We start from the raw sequence: 20,200 nt of genomic DNA, 5'->3' as shown, positions 1-20,200 counted from the left end.
CGCTCACCAACCAGAGGCAGGAGGAAAAAATATTAGGACTTACGCAAGAACTCTCTCAAACTCTTATAACTTCGTGTCCTACCCTGCGGGAAGCCGCTATCGCGTCTATGCGTCCTTTGCGGTTCATTTCTTCATAATTTTGCGTAAGTCATAAAGTGATGAGTGCTGATTTAAATAAAAGTTATTTACTCAGCACTCTTGAAACTTAGTCCAGAAATATTTACTGTCAGGTTTTGACTTATGGATATGGCTAATAATTTTATTGATAGCTTAAATAATCAAGATGCGATCGCTATTATTGGAATGGCGGGTCGGTTTCCTGGAGCTAATAAAGTTGATAGCTTTTGGCAAAACCTGAAAAATGGTGTAGAGTCAATTTCTAATTTCACGGATGAGGAGCTAATCGCGGCTGGGGTAGATACTAAATTGCTCAACAATCCCAATTATGTGAAAGCCAGCGCCATATTAGAAAATATCGATTTATTTGATGCGGCTTTTTTTGGTTTTTCTCCTAGAGAAGCAGAAGTTACAGACCCACAACACCGCATTTTTTTAGAGGCTGTTTGGGAAGCTTTAGAAAATGCGGGTTATAACTCTGAAATTTACCGCGATCGCATCGGTTTATTTGCTGGTGTTGCTGCTAGTGATTATCTCCTTTCTAACTTATATAATAATCGCAGTTTTCTGGAATCAGCCGACAGTTATCAAGTTTTAATTGGCAATGATAAAGATTTTTTACCGACTTTAGTTTCTTACAAATTAAACTTAAGAGGGCCAAGTATTAATGTTCAAACCGCTTGTTCGACATCATTGGTCGCTGTGCATTTAGCTTGTCAAAGTTTACTCAATGGTGAAAGTGATATAGCTTTAGCTGGCGGTGTGACGATTGCAGCTAAACCCAAAACTGGATACGAATATCAACCAGGGGGAATTAAATCTCCTGATGGTCATTGTCGGGCTTTTGATATTAACGCCAACGGTACTGTTTTTGGCAATGGTGTGGGGGTTGTCGTCTTAAAACGCTTGGAAGATGCAATTAATGATGGTGATTTTATTCATGCAATTATTAAAGGTTCTGCTGTTAATAATGATGGCTCTTTAAAGGTAGGATATACCGCCCCTAGTGTTGATGGTCAACGAGAAGTTATTTTAGAAGCTTTAGCCTTGGCTGGTGTGGAAGCGGAAACTGTGAGTTATATCGAAACCCACGGTACAGGAACGGCTTTAGGCGACCCGATTGAAATTCAGGCGTTAACCCAAGCTTTCCGCCAGAGTACAGATAAAACAGGTTTTTGTGCCATTGGTTCTGTCAAAACTAATATTGGTCATTTAGATACGGCCGCCGGTGTGACAGGATTAATCAAAACTGTCTTGGCTTTAAAACATCAGCAAATCCCTGCAAGTTTGCATTTTCAGCAGCCAAACCCCCAAATCGATTTTGCCCATAGCCCTTTTTACGTCAATACCCAATTATCAGAGTGGAAAACCAACAGCACACCCCGCAGGGCTGGTGTAAGTTCTTTTGGTATTGGCGGGACTAATGCCCATATCATTTTAGAAGAAGCTCCTGTCATTCCTGCTTCTAGTTCTTCCCGTCCTTGGCAATTGTTACTGTTGTCGGCGAAAACCAGCACGGCTTTAGAAACAGCAACAGCCCAACTGCGCGATTATTTGACACAAAATTCTGATGTTCCCCTGGCTGATGTGGCTTATACTCTGCAAGTCGGTCGTCGGGCTTTTGATTATCGCCGCATCATGATTTGTCACGGCCATGCTGATGCAGTTAAATTGCTAGATAATCAAGATAATCAACGTATTTTTAATCACCACTATCAGCCGAGACACTGTCCTGTCATCTTCATGTTTTCGGGACAAGGAACGCAGTATGCAAACATGGGTCGGGAATTATATGAACTGGAACCAACATATAAAAAACACGTAGATGCCTGCGCTGAAATTTTACAGCCCTATCTTGGTTTAGATATTCGCTCTCTGCTTTACCCCCATCCAGAGGCGACAGAAGCGGCTGCAAATCAACTACAACAAACATTCCTCACCCAAAGCGCCTTGTTTGTCACAGAGTACGCCTTAGCGCAGTTATTGATGTCTTGGGGCGTGCATCCAGAGGCGATGATTGGTCATAGTATAGGCGAATATGTGGCGGCAGCGATCGCTGGTGTATTTTCTTTAGAAGATGCTTTGGCGATTGTGGCAAAAAGAGGACAGTTAATGCAGCAACTACCCCCAGGCGGTATGCTGGCAATTAAGTTACCCGCCAAAGATGTGCAGTCGCTCCTAGATACATCTGAGTTTTATAGAGCATCTCTACAAATTGCGGTGATTAACAGTCCATCTGCTTGTGTAGTGTCAGGAATCAGCAGTGCAATTGCATCCTTGGAACAAAAATTAACTGTGCAAGCAATTGAATGTCGGCGGTTGCACACATCTCACGCTTTCCATTCGTTGATGATGGAACCAATATTGCCAGCATTTCGGGAGACTTGCAAAACAGTTAAACTTAATCCACCAAAAATTAGCTTTATTTCTAATGTCACTGGTACTTGGATTACTCCAGCACAAGCCACAAACCCTGATTATTGGTGTCAACATTTACGCCAAACTGTCAGATTTTCTGAAGGGATATCACAACTAATTCAGCAGTTTGATGGTGTGTTTTTAGAAGTGGGGCCGGGGCGGACTTTAAGCACACTCACCACACAGCATTTAGGTAAAAATTCTCAGCAACAAGTATTAAGTTCGTTACGCCATATCAAAGACCAACAATCTGATATTTGCTTTTTATTACAAACATTAGGTCGGCTGTGGCTGGCGGGTTTAGAACTTGATTGGTCAGGATTTTATCGTCATGAACAGCGTCATCGTTTGCCTTTACCGACTTACCCATTTGAAGGTAAAAGATACTGGATTAATCCCCAATCTTCATCTACTGTTGCGAAACAAGATATTGCTGACTGGTTTTACATTCCTTCTTGGCAACGTTCTTTACTAACTCATTCATCCGCAACCAGAAAATCAACATGGCTATTGTTTGCAGATGATTTGGGAGTTGGTGAGCAAATACTTGATAAGTTGAAAGATAAAGGTAAAACTGTTGTTAGTGTTCACCAAGGTGATGAATTTAAGAAAATCAGTACAACTAGTTATCAAATTAATCCCTACTCAAACTCAGACTATGAATTATTAATTCAAGAATTAATATCATCGGGACAACAACCGGAAAATATTGCTTACTGTTGGAGTTTAAATCAGTCTGAAAATTCTCAACCTAACAAATATTTAGAGTGCAAGAGTTTACTATCTTTAACTCAAAGTATTAGTAAGCTGAAAAACCACCTACAAATCAAGGTGATAACCAACAACATTCTAGAAGTAAATGGAAATGAAAAAATAAACCCAGAAAAAGCACCAATCTTAGGTTTATGTCAAGTAGTCTCCCAAGAGTACCCCCATATTACTTGCCAGTGTATTGACATTGTTTTAAATTGCGATCGCAGCGATAATCAGATTATTCAGCAACTATTAAATGAGCTAATTTCTACATCTTTAGATAAGGTCATTGCTTACCGCGATCGCTATCGTTGGGTACAAACATTTACCCCAGTTCATTTAGATGCCATTGTTGCTGATAATATCCCTTTCCGAAACGGGGGGATTTACCTATTTGCGGGTGGTTTAGAGAGTCTAGAATTTGTGCTGGCAAAATATTTAACAACAACTTGCCAAGCCAAACTGATATTTATTGAAAATGCTCAATTTCCCAAACAAGAGAACTTCTCACAATGGCTAGAAATTCATCCGTCAGATGATACTATCAGCCAGAAAATTCAACATTTTATCGCCTTGGAAGAACTCGGTGCAGCAGTTTTATTGTTGCGTGCCGATAAAACTAATTATGAGCAAATGCAGCAAATCCTTACGGAAAATGTTGAACAAATTCATGGTGTGATTTATGCCACTGGAATTAGGCATGAACAAATATTTGGTTCTTTGGCAGAAATTACAGCTAGAGAATTAGAAAATCTCTTAAAATCACAACATAGTCAAATTACTATCTTAGAAAAAGTCTTACATAACTACAATCTAGATTTTGGTTGTATCTTTTCTTCCTTGACTAGCATTTTAGGAGGATTTGGTTTATGTTTAGATGCCGCAGTTTATCAATTAATTGATAGTTGGAGCAATCAACTTAATCGAAATAATTATTATCCGTGGTATATTATTAACTGGGATAATATACAACTAAATCCAGCCCAAGAATCAATCATATCTGAGCAAGTTTCTGGAACAACGTTAGCAATTACACCAACAGCAGTAATAGAAGTATTTCAGCGAGTCCTTGCTTATCCGCCAGGAACTCAGATGATTATTTCTCCAGTTGATATTAATACCAGAAAAACTCAGAAAATTAACCTTGATTCTTGGCAAGATACACAATCTAATCATCAATTAGATTCATCCCCTCGCCACTCTAGACCTAGCCTGAATAACTCATATATTGCGCCTACAAATGAGTTAGAAAAGCAAATTACGGAAATTTGGCAAGCGGTACTAGGAATTGTAGAAATTGGGATTTACGACAACTTTTATGAGTTAGGAGGCGATTCGCTAATTGCAACTCAATTAGTTTCTCGTTTGCGGGCTAAATTCCCTGTGGATTTACCTTTACGTGACTTGTTATTAGAAGCAATGACTCCAGTGAAGCAGGCAGAATTTATTGAACAGTTGATGTTAGATAAAATTGCTGAATTATCAGAGGAAGAAGTAGCTTTACTCTTAAGTAATGTCTAAGAGGGTGTTTGAAAAGTCTCTAACTATGTATCAAAAACTTTTCAAACAACCTCTAATTCAAGAATATAGCAATCCTAAATGAGTCGTGAAAAACATAGATATGGAAACAAACCGCCAAGAACGCCTTAGACGCGCAAGCGGCTTCCCGCAGGGTAGGACGCAAAGGTAAGAAAGAAGAAAAAGATATAGAAATTTTACAAATGATTTAGGACTGCTATAATTAACCGCCGATGCACGCAAATAAACGCCGATTAAGGAAATTTTATAATTATGGATAAACAATACTCTAATTTATCACCAGCAAAAAAGGCTCTTTTAGAAAAATGGAAGGGGGGAAAACTTAAAGCTGATGTTATTCCTAAGCGCCAAAATATTTCAAATATTCCCTTATCTTTTTCGCAACAAAGACTATGGTTTATTGATCAGCTTTATCATGGGAGTGATTTCTACAATATTCCTCTTGCTTTTCATATCCAAGGAAATTTAAATATTGTCGCTCTTGAACAAAGCTTAAATAAAATTCTCAAGCGTCATGAAGTGTGGCGGACAAATTTTAAGGTTGTCAATGGAGAACCTGTCCAAGAAATTACGCATCAATTAAATTGGGAATTATCACTTATTAACTGTGAACATTTATCTGGTAAAAATTGGGAATCGGAAGTTAAATTATTGGCGGCGGAATTCGCCAGACAACCTTTTAACTTAGCGAAAGAATTGTTAGTTAGGGCGAATTTATTGCGCTTGAGTGCAGAATCACATATTTTGCTGGTGACTATGCACCACATTATTACCGATGGCTGGTCTTGCGGGGTATTTTTGCGGGAGTTATCCGCGCTGTATGGGGCTTTCTCGACAAACCAACAGCCAACTTTACCAGAACTTCCAATACAGTATGGAGATTTTGCCATTTGGCAACGCGATCGCCTGCAAGGTGAATTACTCGCCAATCAATTACAATATTGGCAAGCACAACTCCAGGGTGAGTTACCTATATTACAACTACCTACAGACCGTCCGCGACCTCAAATTAGTAATTTTGTTGGGGCGAAGCAATATTTTAGATTATCAAAATCCCTGACAAACTCCCTCAAACAATTAAGTCAGCAAACCGATACAACTTTATTTATGAGTTTGCTGGCGGCGTTTAATATCCTTTTATATCGCTACACAAATCAAGCAGATATCTTAATTGGTTCGCCCATTGCTAACCGTAACCGTCCAGAATTAGAAGGAATGCTGGGTTTATTTGTCAATACTTTAGTATTGCGTAATAACCTCAGTGGAAATCCTAGTTTTCGGGAATTTTTACATCGAGTCCGGGAAGTAACTCTGGGTGCATACTCTCATCAAGATTTACCATTTGAGATGCTTGTCGAACAATTGCAACCCGAACGAGATTTAAGCCGAAATCCTCTTTATGAAGTTATGTTTGTGTTGCAAAACACGCCTAGCACTGTGGAGGAAATAGCGGGGTTAACTTTACAAACTTTAGACTTTGATAGCGGCACATCTCAATTAGATATGTTTCTTTCTATGTCTGAATCTGAAACAGGATTGATAGGCTTTTTGGAATATAATACTGACATTTTTGATGCGCCAACTATTACTAAATTTATCAATCATTTTCAAACTTTATTAACAAATATCATTGCTAATCCAGAACAGCGCCTGAGCGAATTATCGCTGTTAACAACTTCAGAGCAAGAACAACTATTATATAAGTTTAATCAAACTCATACAGATTATCCCCAAACTGTATCCCTACATCAATTATTCGAGCAGCAAGTTGAACTCACACCAGATTCCATCGCCTTAATTAGCGAGTCTGAACAAATTACTTATCGTCAACTAAACCAAAGAGTTAATCAGCTTGGACATTTTTTACAAAAACAAGGTGTAACACCAGCAACTCTAGTGGCTCTATGTCTGGAACGCGATATAGATATGATAGTGGGGATTTTAGCTATTCTCAAAGCTGGTGGTACATACATTCCCCTAGATCCGAGTTATCCAGTAGAGCGGTTAAATTTTATGCTCTCTGATTCCCAAGCAAAACTATTAATTACCAAACAAGCAATATTAGCAAAACTATCATTATCTGCGGCTCAAATTATTTGCTTAGATACTTATCAAGAAGAACTGGCGCAAGAAAGTACAGAAAATCCGATTCACATTTATTCATCGGATGATATTGCTTATATTATCTATACTTCTGGTTCCACTGGTAAACCTAAAGGTGTTCTTGGCACTCATCGCGGTACAATCAACGGCTTACACTGGTTATGGAAAACCTATCCTTTTAAGCCAGGAGAAGTTTGTTGTCAAAAAACAGCTATTAGTTTTGTTGATTCTGTCTGGGAAATTTTTGCGCCTTTACTACAAGGTATTACCACAGTAATTATTAGCAATACAACTTTGTTAGATCCACAATTATTTATCGAATCTCTAGGACATCACAAAGTTAGTCGAATTATTCTTGTACCTTCATTACTCCGGTTGATTCTAGATAATTATAGCCATCTGATTCATAAATTATCACATCTCAAATTCTGGATAACGAGTGGAGAAGCATTATCGATTAAATTGGTGCAGGGTTTCTATGAATTAATGCCATTTGCCAAGTTAATCAACCTTTATGGCTCATCGGAAGTTTCGGCAAATGCAACTTACTACGATACTAGTTTATTACCTATTCAAGCCCAGAGTGTGCCTATCGGTCGTCCAATTAATAACACTCAAACTTATGTTTTAAACGGTGATTTACAACCAACACCGATAGGAGTAATAGGAGAACTGTATATTGGTGGTGATGGGTTGACAAAAGGATATTTACATCGTCAAGATTTAACCCAAGAAAGATTCATTGATCATCCTTGGATTCTGGGAAATAAACTTTATAAAACAGGCGATTTAGTGAGATATTTACCCGATGGCAATTTGGAATATTTAGGTCGCCGTGATGAACAAGTAAAAATCAGAGGTTTCCGGGTAGAATTAGGAGAAATAGCAAGTGCGATCGCGCAACACCCAGATGTGCAGGAAGCAGTTGTGATTACTAGCAATGAGCATCCCGAAAATATCCGCTTGCTTGCCTATATCGTTACCGATAAGTCAGATATAATTCCCGAATTATCATCTTATTTGCAACATAAACTACCTAATTATATGTTGCCGTCAGCTTTTATTTTACTGGATGCTCTGCCACTCACACCTAATGGTAAAGTCAACAAAGCTGCCTTACCCCAAACTGAAATTATCCAGCAAAATTCCCAGATATCAAAAATAGCTGCCCGAAATTTTAACGAATTAGCTTTAGTGAAAATTTGGGAAAATATCTTAAACACTCATCCTATCGGCATCAAAGACAACTTTTTTGAATTAGGCGGACATTCCTTTTTGGCTGTACGTGTGATGGCGCAAATTTATGATAAATTTGGATATAATCTTCCTTTATCAACTTTATTTGAAAACCCAACAATTGAAGAACTAGCCGAAATTGTTAATCAACCATTCCGAGAAACTTCTAATTCTCCTTTGGTAGCTATTAACTCGGCTGGTAATCAGCTACCTTTCTTCTGTATACATGGTGCTGGCGGTAACATTAGCCCCTATTTTAAATTATCAAGAATCTTGGGCGAGGACTATCCATTTTATGGATTAGAATATAAGCCAGATCCCGAACAACCTGATATAATTTCCGTAGAAAAACTAGCAACTCGCTACCTCAAAGAAATTCGCCAATTCCAACCCAATGGCCCCTATCTTTTAGGCGGACATTGTTACGGTGGGATTCTCGCTTTTGAAATAGCCAAGCAACTGCAAAAGCAAGGTCAAAAAGTAGGTTTGGTGGCAATTATCGATGCTATTTTACCAGAAACTGCTATTCAAACAAGTCCTGATGATGATGCTAAGTTTTTGCTGCGGTTGGCGGAAGAAACAAAAATTTGGAATGACATAAATTTATCGCTATCTTTTGAAGAAATGCGAGATTTATCACTCCATGAGCAATTTAATTTAATCAATCAAAAAGCCAACTTTATTTTTTCAGAAGCTGAGATTCAAGATTTTTTACATCATTATAAAGTTTTCAAAGCTAATGTTCAAGCAATGCGAAATTATGTACCGCAAGCTTATTCTGATGCCTTAACTATCTTACGAGCCGAAGAAGAAATTATTCATGATTTTGACAATCCTGAATGGACTACTAATGATCCCTTTTTAGGTTGGGGTAAATATGGTAGTGCATCTACACAAGTGATTGAAATTCCTGGCAATCATTTCTCAATTTTACTGGAACCTCATATTCATGAATTAGCCAAACAATTGAAAATTTGTATTGATGATGCTGTTTGTAATTTCACTATGTCAAAGGAGTAAAAAAGGCTGATGAAACTACCACCTGGGCCAAAAACTCCTGCTTGGTTGCTGGCTTTGCAATTCGAGGCTGATTTCTTTGGCTATATGGATACTATTTATCAACGTTATGGTGACATTGTGACTGTAATGTTTGATTCAACACCGACAATTTACGTGAGTAATCCTTCAGGAATCAAGGAGATTTTTACCCACACTAAAGAAGTTGTAGCAAAGGGAGAATTAAACCAAAATTTTGCTTTATTAACAGGAGAGCAAGGAGTTTTACAAATAGATGGATTACGTCATAAAAATCGACGCAAGTTGTTAATGTCGGCTTTTCATGGTGAACGGATGCAAGTCTGTGGGAAACGCATCTGCGAACTAACAGCAAGAGTCATGAATCAACAAACCATTGGTAAACCTTTTCTGGCTTACTCAGCTTTAGAAGAAATTACTTTGGCGGTAGGTATAGAGGTAGTAATGGGATTGCATGAAGGAGAACGCTATGAAAGAGTAAAACATTTATTTGCTGCTGTTTTTAAACATGAACTCTCGCCATTGGTACAACTGCTGACAAAACTACCCTTTTGGGGATGGGATTTAGGGAGGTGGAGTCCCCAAGGAAATTTGCTTTACCTGCGACAAGAACTGTTTCAAGTGTTGTCGGATGAAGTAAAAGCACGTCGCCAGCAAGCAGATTTATCGCGCACAGATATTCTCTCAGATTTGGTATTAGCGAGTGATGAGATGGGGGAAGCGATCGCAGATGAAGAAATCCGAGACTTATTAATTTCACCTATCGGGGCGGCGCAAGGTGCTTCAGCAACCGCGATCGCTTGGGCTTTGTACTGGATTCACCGTTTACCTGATGTGTGCGATCGCCTGCGGGAAGAACTTAGCAGCCTTGGCGAAAACCCAGATATCATCAGCATCTTAGCCTTACCTTATCTCAACGCTGTCTGTAACGAAGTTTTACGCATTTACCCCACTCAACTGTTTGCATTTCCCCGTATTGTAGAATCCCCAGTAGAAATTATGGGCTATCAATTGAGCCCAGGAACTATATTAATTGCCAACATTTATTCTACACATCAGCGCGAAGATTTATACCCAGAACCAAAACAATTTAAACCAGAACGTTTTTTAGAAAAACAATTTTCCACCTACGAGTTTTTACCCTTTGGTGGTGGTTCCCGTGTTTGTATTGGCGGCACATTTGCTTTATTTGAAATGAAATTAGTATTGGCTACCATTCTTTCCCGTTATCAATTAAAGCTCGTGAATCAACAACCAGAAAAGCCAAAATTTGATGGACTTCTTTGTTATCCTGCTAGTGGCGTAAAGATGGTTGTATCTGCTCAAAATCAACATCAGCAACCGTCGGTATCTCTTGCTTCGGGTAGGTTTTAGACATGATGCAGGAAAGGGAGACAAGGGAGAAAGATGCTTGTAAATCATTTAATAGGACTTACGTAATAACTCTCTTTAACTCTTATCTCCTCTTCGCGCCCTTTGCGTCCTTTGCGGTTCGTTTTATCATACTTATTATTTATACAGCGATTTGGAAATCAAAAAGATATTTTATCTGGGAGTAATTAAAGATGAATCAAAGTCATAAAGGTGCAGTTGTCATCACAGGAACATCAACAGGTCTTGGTCGAGCCGCCGCACTTTTTCTAGACAAAAAAGGATATCAAGTTTTTGCCGGAGTCCGCACCGAAAAAGATGCGGAGTCACTCAAACAAGCTGCGTCTGGTAATTTAATACCAATCATTTTGGACATCACCAAACCAGAACAAATTAAATCAGCTTTGGACTTTGTTTCATTAGCAGTTGGCGAACAAGGATTATTTGCTTTAATTAATAATGCTGTTGTCGCTGCTAATGGAGCAATTGAATGTACAACCATCGAAGATATTAGATTAAACTTTGAAGTCAATGTGATTGGTCAAATCGCTGTGACTCAAGCATTTTTACCAATGCTACGCAAAGCTAAAGGCAGAATCATCAATATTAGTGGTGTTTGTGGCAGAGTCGCTGTACCATATTTTGGAATTTTATCCGCAACAAAAGCCGCCTTGGAATCACTGACAGATTGTTTAAGAATGGAGTTAAAATCTAGCGGCGTTGATGTTCTTTCAATATTGCCAGCCGATGCTTTATTAACTCCAGAACAAGCAGATAAACAAGAACTAAATTATCAAAAAACATTGGCTAATATTTCACCAGAACATCAAGCTTTATATGGCAAAAACCATAAAATTCATATAGACAATGTTATCAAGCATAATCGGGAAATTGGCTCACCCCTGGAGACTGTAACCGAGGTAATTTTAGAAGCTTTAGAAGCGAAAAAGCCAAAAAGACAATATTTCCCCACTAAATATCCTTGGTCATTAAGGCTATTTGCAGTATACAAAAGACTGCTACCATATCAATATTTTCATGATCAAATCTACTTTAAGAGCTTCAACTATGATTAGCAACACAATAGATTGCCGTTTTTGTTCTTTAGTTTCTAAAGCCAATAAAGAAGATCCCATTGGTACAGCCATAACTTGCGACCATTGGCTAATTATGGAAGTTCCCCAACCTTGGCCGCAAGACATTTATCAACAAAACCCCACTATCAAATCATTAATTAGTGCATACCAGGAGTTAGTTTTTAAATATAAAATTCAGCTAAAACCAGTATTAATCGCACCTGACCGCGAGTATTCTGAACCTGGTTTGACTCGTATATTGTATTACTATCGTCCTGCCCATCTGTTTTCTCAGTTTGAAAAACAGGAATTTATTGTTCCTGAAAATCAAGCTGCCGCTTTAGTAACAGCAATATTTCAGCAGTTAATACAAAAACCTAATAATTTATCAGATTTTCAAAAATATCAACAACAAACAAGTCATATTCGTGAATTAATGATTTGTACCCATGCTCAAGTAGACCTAGCTTGTGGGAGATTTGGTAATCCTTTATATCGGCAACTACGCAAACAATATGCTCCTTTTAGCAACGGAAACTTAAGAGTCTGGCAATCATCTCATTTTGGTGGTCATCAGTTTGCGCCAACACTGATTGATTTACCACAAGGATATTTCTGGGGACATCTGGAGTCATCTGTATTAGATTTACTAGTGGAACAAAATAATTCAGTTCTGGGTTTACGTCCATACTACCGAGGATGGGCAGGTTTAAACCAATTTGAGCAAATTGCCGAACGTGAAATTTGGATGCAGTCTGGTTGGAGTTGGCTGAATTATTTAAAAGCAGGAAAAGTACTAGCAATGGAAAAAGTTGCGGAAGAATGTCAGCCTGATTGGGCAGAAGTTCAAATTGATTTTATAGATCCTCATACTCAAACAAAAGGTAGCTATCAAGTCAGAATAGAAACCTGTGGTGAGGTGATGACTGCATGTAACTCAGCAACAGTCATGGAATTAGAACCAGTTAAGCAGTATCGCGTTAGCCAGTTGGTTAGGCTGGAGTAAAAAAATGATTTCATAAATACAATCTCAAATTAAAAGATAAATCTAATGTTTCGCTTCTCTATCTAATAATTGTTTCTAAAGATTTCAAAACTTTGGCAATCTCATCATGATGAGTATTTCAGAGTTATTGATAATAAAGTTCTGCAAGGATAATGCGAGGTAAATTATGTATCAAAATGACAAAGAAGACACAACAATCTACAAAGTTGTAGTTAATCACGAAGAACAATATTCTATTTGGCATTTAGAGCGGGAAAATCCTCTTGGTTGGCAGGATGTTGGCAAAAATGGACTCAAACAAGAATGTTTAAATTACATCAAAGAAGTTTGGACTGATATGAGGCCTATTAGTCTCAGACAAAAAATGCAAGCAACTTCTAACAATATTCAGTAACTATAGCAATCCTAAATCATTTGTGAAACTTTCTCTCTTCTTTTTATTCTCTTTCTTTGTGTCCTACCCTGCGGGAAGCCGCTATCGCGTCTATGCGTCCTTTGCGGTTCGTTAAACAGAATATTTTTCACAACTCAGAGAGGATTGCTATATGAGAAGTTGAATTTATAAATACTGTAGAAAAGTTGTACACAACATCTCTAAAACAACCGATAAATTGCATTAGCAACAATTTTAAAAAAAGGAGAATAGCGATGGAAAAACAAACAAGAGTATGGTTTATTACTGGTTGCTCCAGTGGTTTTGGTCGAGCCTTGGCAGAAACAGTACTGGAGAAGGGTGAAATAGTAGTGCTAACAGCACGAAACCCTCGAAAGCTAGAAGATTTAGCCGCCAGCTTTCCAGAACAGACATTAGCATTGCAACTTGATGTGACAAAACCCGAACAAGTCAGAGAATCTGTCAAAAATGCGATCGCTCGCTTTGGCAGAATTGATATACTCGTCAACAACGCTGGGTGTGAAGTTGCCGGCATACTAGAAGAAGTTAGTGATGATGCCATCAGGCGGCAATTTGAGACGAATTTTTTTGGTGTTATAGACATGCTGCGAGTTGTCATACCTTATATGCGTCAGCAGCGTAGTGGGCATATTCTCAATATCTCATCAGCAGCTTGCTTTATGTCTGGTGCAGGCGGAGGAATTTATATCAGCAGCAAGTTAGCTTTAGAAGGAATTTCTGGTTCTTTAGCTAACGAAGTCGCCCACTTGGGAATCAAAGTCACAATGGTTGAACCTGGCGCATTCAGCACCGACTTTTTCAACAAATCTCATGTTTTAGTTGAAACAAAAATCCCAGAATATCAACCAATTATTAAAGACATGAGCCAATGGATAAAAGATGTCAAAGAGCAGAAAATTAAATTAATTGGTGATCCCAAAAAAGCTGCTTTAGCAATGATTAAAGCAGTTGATAGCGAAGTCCCACCACTCAGATTAGCTTTGGGAAGCGATGCAGTCGAAACCATTGATGGTGCATTGCAATTTATTAAAGAAGGATTGGACGCTTGGAAAGAAGTATCCACAAGTACTGATTTTGATGAAGTGGTAACAGATAAAATGCAAGTTGCTGCTGTTAATTAAAGGGTTTATGGCCTTTCCTAGTTTGCTAAAGAAGCAAATTTATCTGTTTTCATCAGCGTTAATCTGCGTCCATCGACGGTTAATTATTCTTGCTTGTAATCTCACTAGGCGTTGCTGATGAACCCGCGCAGGAGGTCACTGAGCTTGCAATGCCCTGAGCTTGTCGTTCGCGTAGCGTCTCCGGCAGGAGAAGGGTCGAAGTGCGGGTTTAGTTTGTGTAGCCCCAGACTTCAGTCTGAGGGCTATATATCCGCTAAATACAAGATGTGAATAAACAACCATCAACCACCCTGCAAAAATTATGATTGAGAATGAGGATTATGATCAATAGACAAACATTCAACTCTTACATAACTTGTCCTAAACCTAATCCTCCAGCTCAATTCAGGTTATTTTGCTTTCCCTATGCTGGTGGTAGCTCGCTAATTTTTCGCACATGGTATGCCAGCTTACCCCAAAATGTTGAAGTTTGCCCCATAGAACTTCCGGGACGAGGAAAGCAGATGAAAATACCTGCATTTACGCAAATGGAAACTCTGGTGAAAGCGATCGCACCCATCTTACTACCATATTTAGACAAACCATTTGCTTTTTTCGGTCATAGTATGGGTGCATTGATCAGTGCTGCACTAGCTTGTCATCTTCGTCAAGAGTATGACAAACAACCATCGCACCTATTTGTTTCTGCTAGTCGCGCTCCCCAAATCCCCCTATCAAAACCACCAATCCACACCCTACCAGAACATGAGTTTAAACAAAAACTGCGTCGTCTGAATGGTACACCTGCTTCAGTATTAGAAAATGACGAATTAATGCAGCTATTAATCCCTATCCTACGGGCAGATTTTACACTTTCCGAAACTTATCTTTATAGCCAAGAGACACCGCTAGAATGCCCAATTACAGCTTTTGGAGGATTAGAAGACCAAGAAGTGAGTATTCAAGAACTAGAAGCTTGGCGATCGCTTACCAAAAATTCCTTTCAACTAGAAATATTCCCTGGAAACCACTTTTTTATACACTCATCCCCATCACTCTTACTCGCAAATCTAACCGCATACTTCCAAGCTTCTGATTTAAGTTTACCAATAACAATAAATCGACTTTAAATCATAATAATATAAAAAATCTATCTATAACAATAGCACTATAAAAATATAGTAATCAGCAATAACTGATCAACATTTCTCTACCTTATTCACCTTGTCTCAGTTATTCACATATCAGACTGCTATATCAAAATTCATATCTAATACAAAATTAAAAAATGATTGCGACAGATTGATGGCTCAAAAGCTTACCGATCAACCCTTACCCAATCTAAAATCCAAAATGGTATAACATCTTGATTGATTCATGATTTTAAACACTAATTTATGAGGAATCACTCCTTCCTCAAAAACTCATTTTCTATTTCCCAGTAACCCAATAATTATAATGTCAAATTTAATGTCAGAACAACCAACTAACACCAGCCTACGAAACTTTCTCATTATTTGGCTAGGTCAACTAGTTTCGGGGATTGGTAGCCAAATGACCGGCATTGCTTTAGAAATTTGGGCATGGGAAACCACTGGACAAGCAACTACTCTCGCTCTCGTAGGCTTTTTTAGCTTACTTCCTAGCATTATTATTACTCCCATTAGCGGTATAATTGTAGACCGTTATAACCGGAAATTATTAATGATGTTTGGTGATACTGTTGCTGTTCTTGCAACTATTACCCTCCTATTTTTATATATCAACAATTTATTACAAATTTGGCATCTTTATGTGGCAGCAGCTTTTGTAGGTACTTTTAGCCAATTTCAATATTTAGCTTACTCTGCATCAGTATCATTAATGATACCTAAACAACACTATACTCGTGCCAGCAGTCTTGAGTTTTTATCTCATCACAGTGCAATTATTATTGCGCCTGCTTTAGCAGGATATTTTTATAAAGTAATTGGTTTATTTGGCATTTGGCTAATTGATATTTCCACTTTTATTGTTGCCATTTCCACTATTTTATTTATACCTATTCTCCAGCCTAGCCAAACAGCAGAAAAACAAGAAGATTTTTGGCAAAATTTAGGGTATGGTGTGCGTTACCTGACTGCCCACAAAAGCCTTCTATTACTATTAGTCATTAACTTATTATTTTTCTTTGCCCACGACCTAGGAGGTTCACTTTACATACCCATGATTCTCGCCCGCACAGGTAATGATACTTTAGTGCTGGGTAACTTAATCACAGCCGCAGGATTTGGTGGTGTGTTGGGAGCCTTAATTGTGAATAAGTGGGGAGGTTTCAAAGACAAAATTAGAGGTATTTTACTGGGAATGATGGGTGTTGGTTTAACAAAAATAGTATTTGGCTTAGGTCGAACTTTGTGGGTGTGGATTCCTCCACAATTTTTGTGTTCTTTAAGTTTTACAGCCGGTGGAAGCGCCGATAACGCAATCTGGTTATCTAAAGTAGCTCCTAATGTGCAAGGAAGGGTTTTTGCTGCACGCTCTTTGCTTTTACAATTAGCTTCAGCTGTTGCCGTTTTGGTTGCTGGCCCCCTAGCAGATAAAGTATTTATCCCTGCGTTTACTCAGGAAAGTAGCATAGCGGATATTTTGGGAGGAATATTCGGGGCTGGTACGGCTGGGGGACTGGCAATGTTATATGTAATTTGTGCGGTGTGTATGTTTTTGGTAGGGTTAGCGGGATTTAGTGTGCCACTGCTCCGAAATTTGGAAAAGATTTTACCCGACTATGAAGAAAAAGTATCTGCTGAATGAGGATTGTATAGCAATCCTAAATGATTTATAAACCTTCCTCTCCCTTGTCTATCCCCTCCTCCTTGTCTCCCTTGTCTTTGTTATTCACACACCAACTAAGACTGCTATAGTGGCTCAATATATCGCACTGAGTCAGAAATCATTGTGTATTAGCCTGCGAATGCAGGCTTTGTTTGTATAGCTCCAGACTTCAGTCTGAGGGGTTTATTTTTACCTTCGGTTGGTGAGCGTAGCCTAACGGTTGGTGAGCGTAGCCGAACCACCGCCTTCTGTCCTACAATCAATTTCTAGAGATTTCTTGATTTGTTTCAATTGCTTCCAAAGTTGGTGAATTTGTTTGTAAGCGTCTTCAGCAGAAATTTTCCCTTCTGTTTGTAAACTACAAATATAGTTAACTCGTTGAGAAAAATTTTGTAGATGTGCATTGAACGTTATATTCTCTGCTTTTAATTGTCCATGATATGGATTACGAGGATAGAGAAAGTCACATAATTCAGCCAAAAAATCAGAGTTAGTATTCATGAGAGTCAATTAAGAATAGGTTAAATACGCAGTTTTCCAAGTTCTACACATACAAAATTAATTTGCTGATCAGCCTTTTTTATCTAACTTCCAAATGCGCCCTGATTGACAAGCATTACAAGCAGCCGTTTTTGGCTCAAAATCAAGACAGCTAATCGCCTGTTCAGAACAAGCTTTCTTTGGGTGTACTGTACATTTAAGCCGATAGTCATTAGTAAAAAACTCGCACTTATGACAAGGAATTTGATGTAACCTCCACAAAAAACTAATTCCTTTTTCGAGAGTTGTCCACACACTCCAAAATAATAAAACCATGATTGTCCAGGCTAATAAGGCACATAAAATTATAGCCATCGCTATTTATTACTCCAAAAAAGTTTTAAGAAATTGCCTACAGTTCAAGAATTCAACCGTAGGCAAAGGAAGGAACATGAGAATAGCTAATGTTGAGGAAAGAGGAAAATAGAAATAATTAGGAAATGCTACGCGCTCTCCAACTGTGCCAAACATAGCCAACAAAGGCTAAGACTCCGAGAATTAATTGGGTAGTTGTTGCCACAAAACGTTCTGAACCGTAAAACTCTGTGGGGAAAACTGTAGTGTTATATCCCACAAAACTAGCAGAAATCCAAGCCATTAAAGCTAAACCAAGCAAACTGTAAGCTAGAATTTCTTCCCCGTTTTTGATTGGTAAAAATTTTCTGACCCAAGCAAATGGCTGTAGGAGAATATGCCAGATACCACCCAGAATTAAAATTCCTCCAATCCAGATATGACCGCCAATGACATCTTCTAGGTTGTCAACGCTGGCTATTCCTAAAGGATGCCAAGCATGATTTTTTAACCCTACTAAATAACTAAAAATTACAATAGGGTTGAGAGTCGGGTTATTAATTAGGCTGACATCACCTAAATGAGTATCATAAATACCACCAACAAACATGGCTTTGATCACAAGTAAGAATGCCCCTAAACCTAAAATAATTAAATGATGTCCTAAAATTAAACTTAATTGTTTAGGGTCATTCCATTCATAGTGAAATCTTGCAGTTCTGCCACCGTTGTTGTGTAAAATCGCTGGGGCGCGAAATACATGAAATAGTCCACCTGCACCTAAAACCGCAGATGCAATTAAATGCAATACACCAATTACAAAATAAGGATAGGTATCAACTACTTTACCCCCAGCACCTACTCCCCAACCTAAAGTTGCTAAGTGTGGTAATAAAGTCAAACCTTGTTCATACATAGGAAGATCAGGAACAAAGCGCAGAACTTCTGAGATAGTAGTTGTCCCAGCCCAAAACATAATTAATCCTGCATGAGCCAGATGAGCGCCTAATAATTGACCAGATAAATCGGTTAAACGGGAATTACCAATTAACCAAGCTAATTTTGTATTGGTTGCAAAGGTTTTATCAGTAGAAATTACCACTGTTATCTGTCCTCTTGAGAAAGGTGCTGAGTTTGTATAGACTCAGCACGTTAAACTGATCCTTATCACTCAGAGATCGATGTCAACAATTGACAACTGACGACTGATTATTCAATACTGCCAATGGCATTCAATGATTTTTCAACTTCTTTAAAGTCAACACCAATAGCTCTTAGGGCGTGCCACAAATGACCTTGTAAGAAAAAGAAAGCTAAGAAAAAGTGGGCGTTAGCTAACCATGCTCTAGAACTAAAATCGCCATTGGCTAACTTAACAGTATCGGCAAAATAAGGAGTAACACCCAGTTTCAGTTCTAAGGGCGCACCATAAAACTCTACAGGATAAGCTAAGGTGTTGACAGCACAGAAGTAAGCTGCAACAAATCCAGCTAAGGCAATACCACCTAAAGAGTAAGAAAGAATTGCTTCTCCAGAAAAGATTAAGAGCTTTTTCGCCCAAGGTAAAGGTTCTTGAATAATGTGCCAGATCCCGCCACCAATGAGGATTAAACCTACATAGATATGACCACCAACTAAGTCTTCTAGGTTATTAACATCTACAAAATGAGTTTGATAGCCATAGATAACCAACGGGTTGAGGGTAGGATTCGTAACGACTCTGACAGTATGAGTTACAGAGTCGTATAGCCCTCCCCAGAACATAGCTTTGCCAACTAGTAATAAAGCCGCTACACCCAAAAATAAAAGATGATGACCTAAAATCAACCCAAGTTGTTTAGGATCATTCCATTCAAAGTGAAATTTACGTGCAGAACCAGTTGTATTTTTTAAGTTGCGTGGTGCTTTGAAGGTATGAAATAGCGCACCTGCTCCCAGAACGGCGGACGAGATTAAATGCAAGGCTCCGATGAGGAAATAAGGGTAGCTATCGACTATCTGACCACCTGCACCAATACCAATACCCAAAGTAGCTAAATGGGGAAGCAGGATGAGTCCTTGTTCTCCCATCGGAATTTCCGGCTTATAACGAGAGATTTCAAACCATGTAAATGCCCCTGCCCAAAACATCGAAAGTGCGGCTTGGGCTACGTGTGCGCCGATAAATAAGCCAGAGAGATTGGCAAAGCGGGCGTTACCAACCCACCAACCATATTTGACGTTGGGATTATCGTATGTCTGCATTGGTTTCTAATCTATAATTTGTTGCTAGAAATACTCAAGTAGTGACTAATTAACTTCAAAGTTCAACAGTTGACACAATAACCGATACAACAAGGCAAAAGTCAAAGGGCAAAAGGAAAAAGAAGGAATATTGATACCA

The 20,200-nt window shown here is 38.6% G+C and carries 13 protein-coding genes; 9 read left to right on the top strand and 4 right to left on the bottom strand.

The genetic code is table 11. The annotated features are described in order from the left end of the window. Positions 1-246: 246 nt before the first annotated feature. The 9 genes from H6G28_RS05870 to H6G28_RS05830 all read left to right on the top strand — a co-directional run bounded on the left by H6G28_RS05870 (position 247) and on the right by H6G28_RS05830 (position 16,962). A complete protein-coding gene (locus H6G28_RS05870) occupies positions 247-4,809 on the top strand; it encodes a type I polyketide synthase (protein WP_190669594.1) in 4,563 nt (1,520 codons plus the stop codon). Between the two features lie 270 nt (positions 4,810-5,079). Beyond that, entirely contained in the window at positions 5,080-9,186 is a 4,107-nt protein-coding gene (locus tag H6G28_RS05865) for a non-ribosomal peptide synthetase (RefSeq protein ID WP_190669592.1), read from the top strand. A gap of 9 nt (positions 9,187-9,195) precedes the next feature. Next, entirely contained in the window at positions 9,196-10,575 is a 1,380-nt protein-coding gene (locus H6G28_RS05860; RefSeq protein ID WP_190669590.1) for a cytochrome P450, read from the top strand. A gap of 191 nt (positions 10,576-10,766) precedes the next feature. Further along, the gene (locus tag H6G28_RS05855) at positions 10,767-11,648 is read left to right on the top strand and encodes an SDR family NAD(P)-dependent oxidoreductase (protein WP_190588346.1); all 882 of its coding nucleotides are present in this window, start codon (positions 10,767-10,769) and stop codon (positions 11,646-11,648) included. Next, a complete protein-coding gene (locus H6G28_RS05850; RefSeq protein ID WP_190669588.1) occupies positions 11,641-12,654 on the top strand; it encodes a ferredoxin family protein in 1,014 nt (337 codons plus the stop codon). The genes H6G28_RS05855 and H6G28_RS05850 overlap by 8 nt, the downstream gene beginning before the upstream one ends. Positions 12,655-12,820: 166 nt before the next feature. Continuing rightward, positions 12,821-13,048 (top strand): MbtH family protein, encoded by a 228-nt coding sequence (locus H6G28_RS05845; protein ID WP_190669586.1) that lies wholly within the window; start codon positions 12,821-12,823, stop codon positions 13,046-13,048. Between the two features lie 254 nt (positions 13,049-13,302). Beyond that, positions 13,303-14,190, top strand: coding sequence for an oxidoreductase (locus tag H6G28_RS05840; RefSeq protein WP_190669584.1), 888 nt, complete (start codon positions 13,303-13,305; stop codon positions 14,188-14,190). Positions 14,191-14,510: 320 nt separating this feature from the next. Further along, a complete protein-coding gene (locus H6G28_RS05835) occupies positions 14,511-15,299 on the top strand; it encodes a thioesterase II family protein (RefSeq protein WP_190669582.1) in 789 nt (262 codons plus the stop codon). Positions 15,300-15,639: 340 nt separating this feature from the next. Continuing rightward, complete coding sequence (locus tag H6G28_RS05830) at positions 15,640-16,962, top strand: MFS transporter (protein ID WP_190669747.1); 1,323 nt, start codon at positions 15,640-15,642, stop codon at positions 16,960-16,962. A 234-nt stretch (positions 16,963-17,196) separates the two neighbouring features. Here the strand turns inward: H6G28_RS05830 and H6G28_RS05825 are convergent, their stop codons facing one another. From H6G28_RS05825 to H6G28_RS05810, 4 genes are all read right to left on the bottom strand, one after another. After that, positions 17,197-17,484 (bottom strand): DUF7219 family protein, encoded by a 288-nt coding sequence (locus H6G28_RS05825; protein WP_190669580.1) that lies wholly within the window; start codon positions 17,482-17,484, stop codon positions 17,197-17,199. Between the two features lie 69 nt (positions 17,485-17,553). Then, on the bottom strand, positions 17,554-17,838 hold the full coding sequence (locus tag H6G28_RS05820; protein ID WP_190588340.1) for a hypothetical protein: 285 nt from the start codon (positions 17,836-17,838) through the stop codon (positions 17,554-17,556). Between the two features lie 118 nt (positions 17,839-17,956). Continuing rightward, positions 17,957-18,919, bottom strand: coding sequence for a chlorophyll a/b binding light-harvesting protein (locus H6G28_RS05815; RefSeq protein WP_190588339.1), 963 nt, complete (start codon positions 18,917-18,919; stop codon positions 17,957-17,959). A gap of 107 nt (positions 18,920-19,026) precedes the next feature. Next, the gene (locus H6G28_RS05810) at positions 19,027-20,061 is read right to left on the bottom strand and encodes a chlorophyll a/b binding light-harvesting protein (RefSeq protein ID WP_190669578.1); all 1,035 of its coding nucleotides are present in this window, start codon (positions 20,059-20,061) and stop codon (positions 19,027-19,029) included. Positions 20,062-20,200: the final 139 nt, after the last annotated feature.

Source organism: Nostoc sp. FACHB-190 (assembly GCF_014696905.1).
In the GTDB taxonomy this organism is placed as follows: Bacteria; Cyanobacteriota; Cyanobacteriia; order Cyanobacteriales; family Nostocaceae; genus Nostoc_B.
This window is presented reverse-complemented; position numbering and strand designations above follow the sequence as displayed.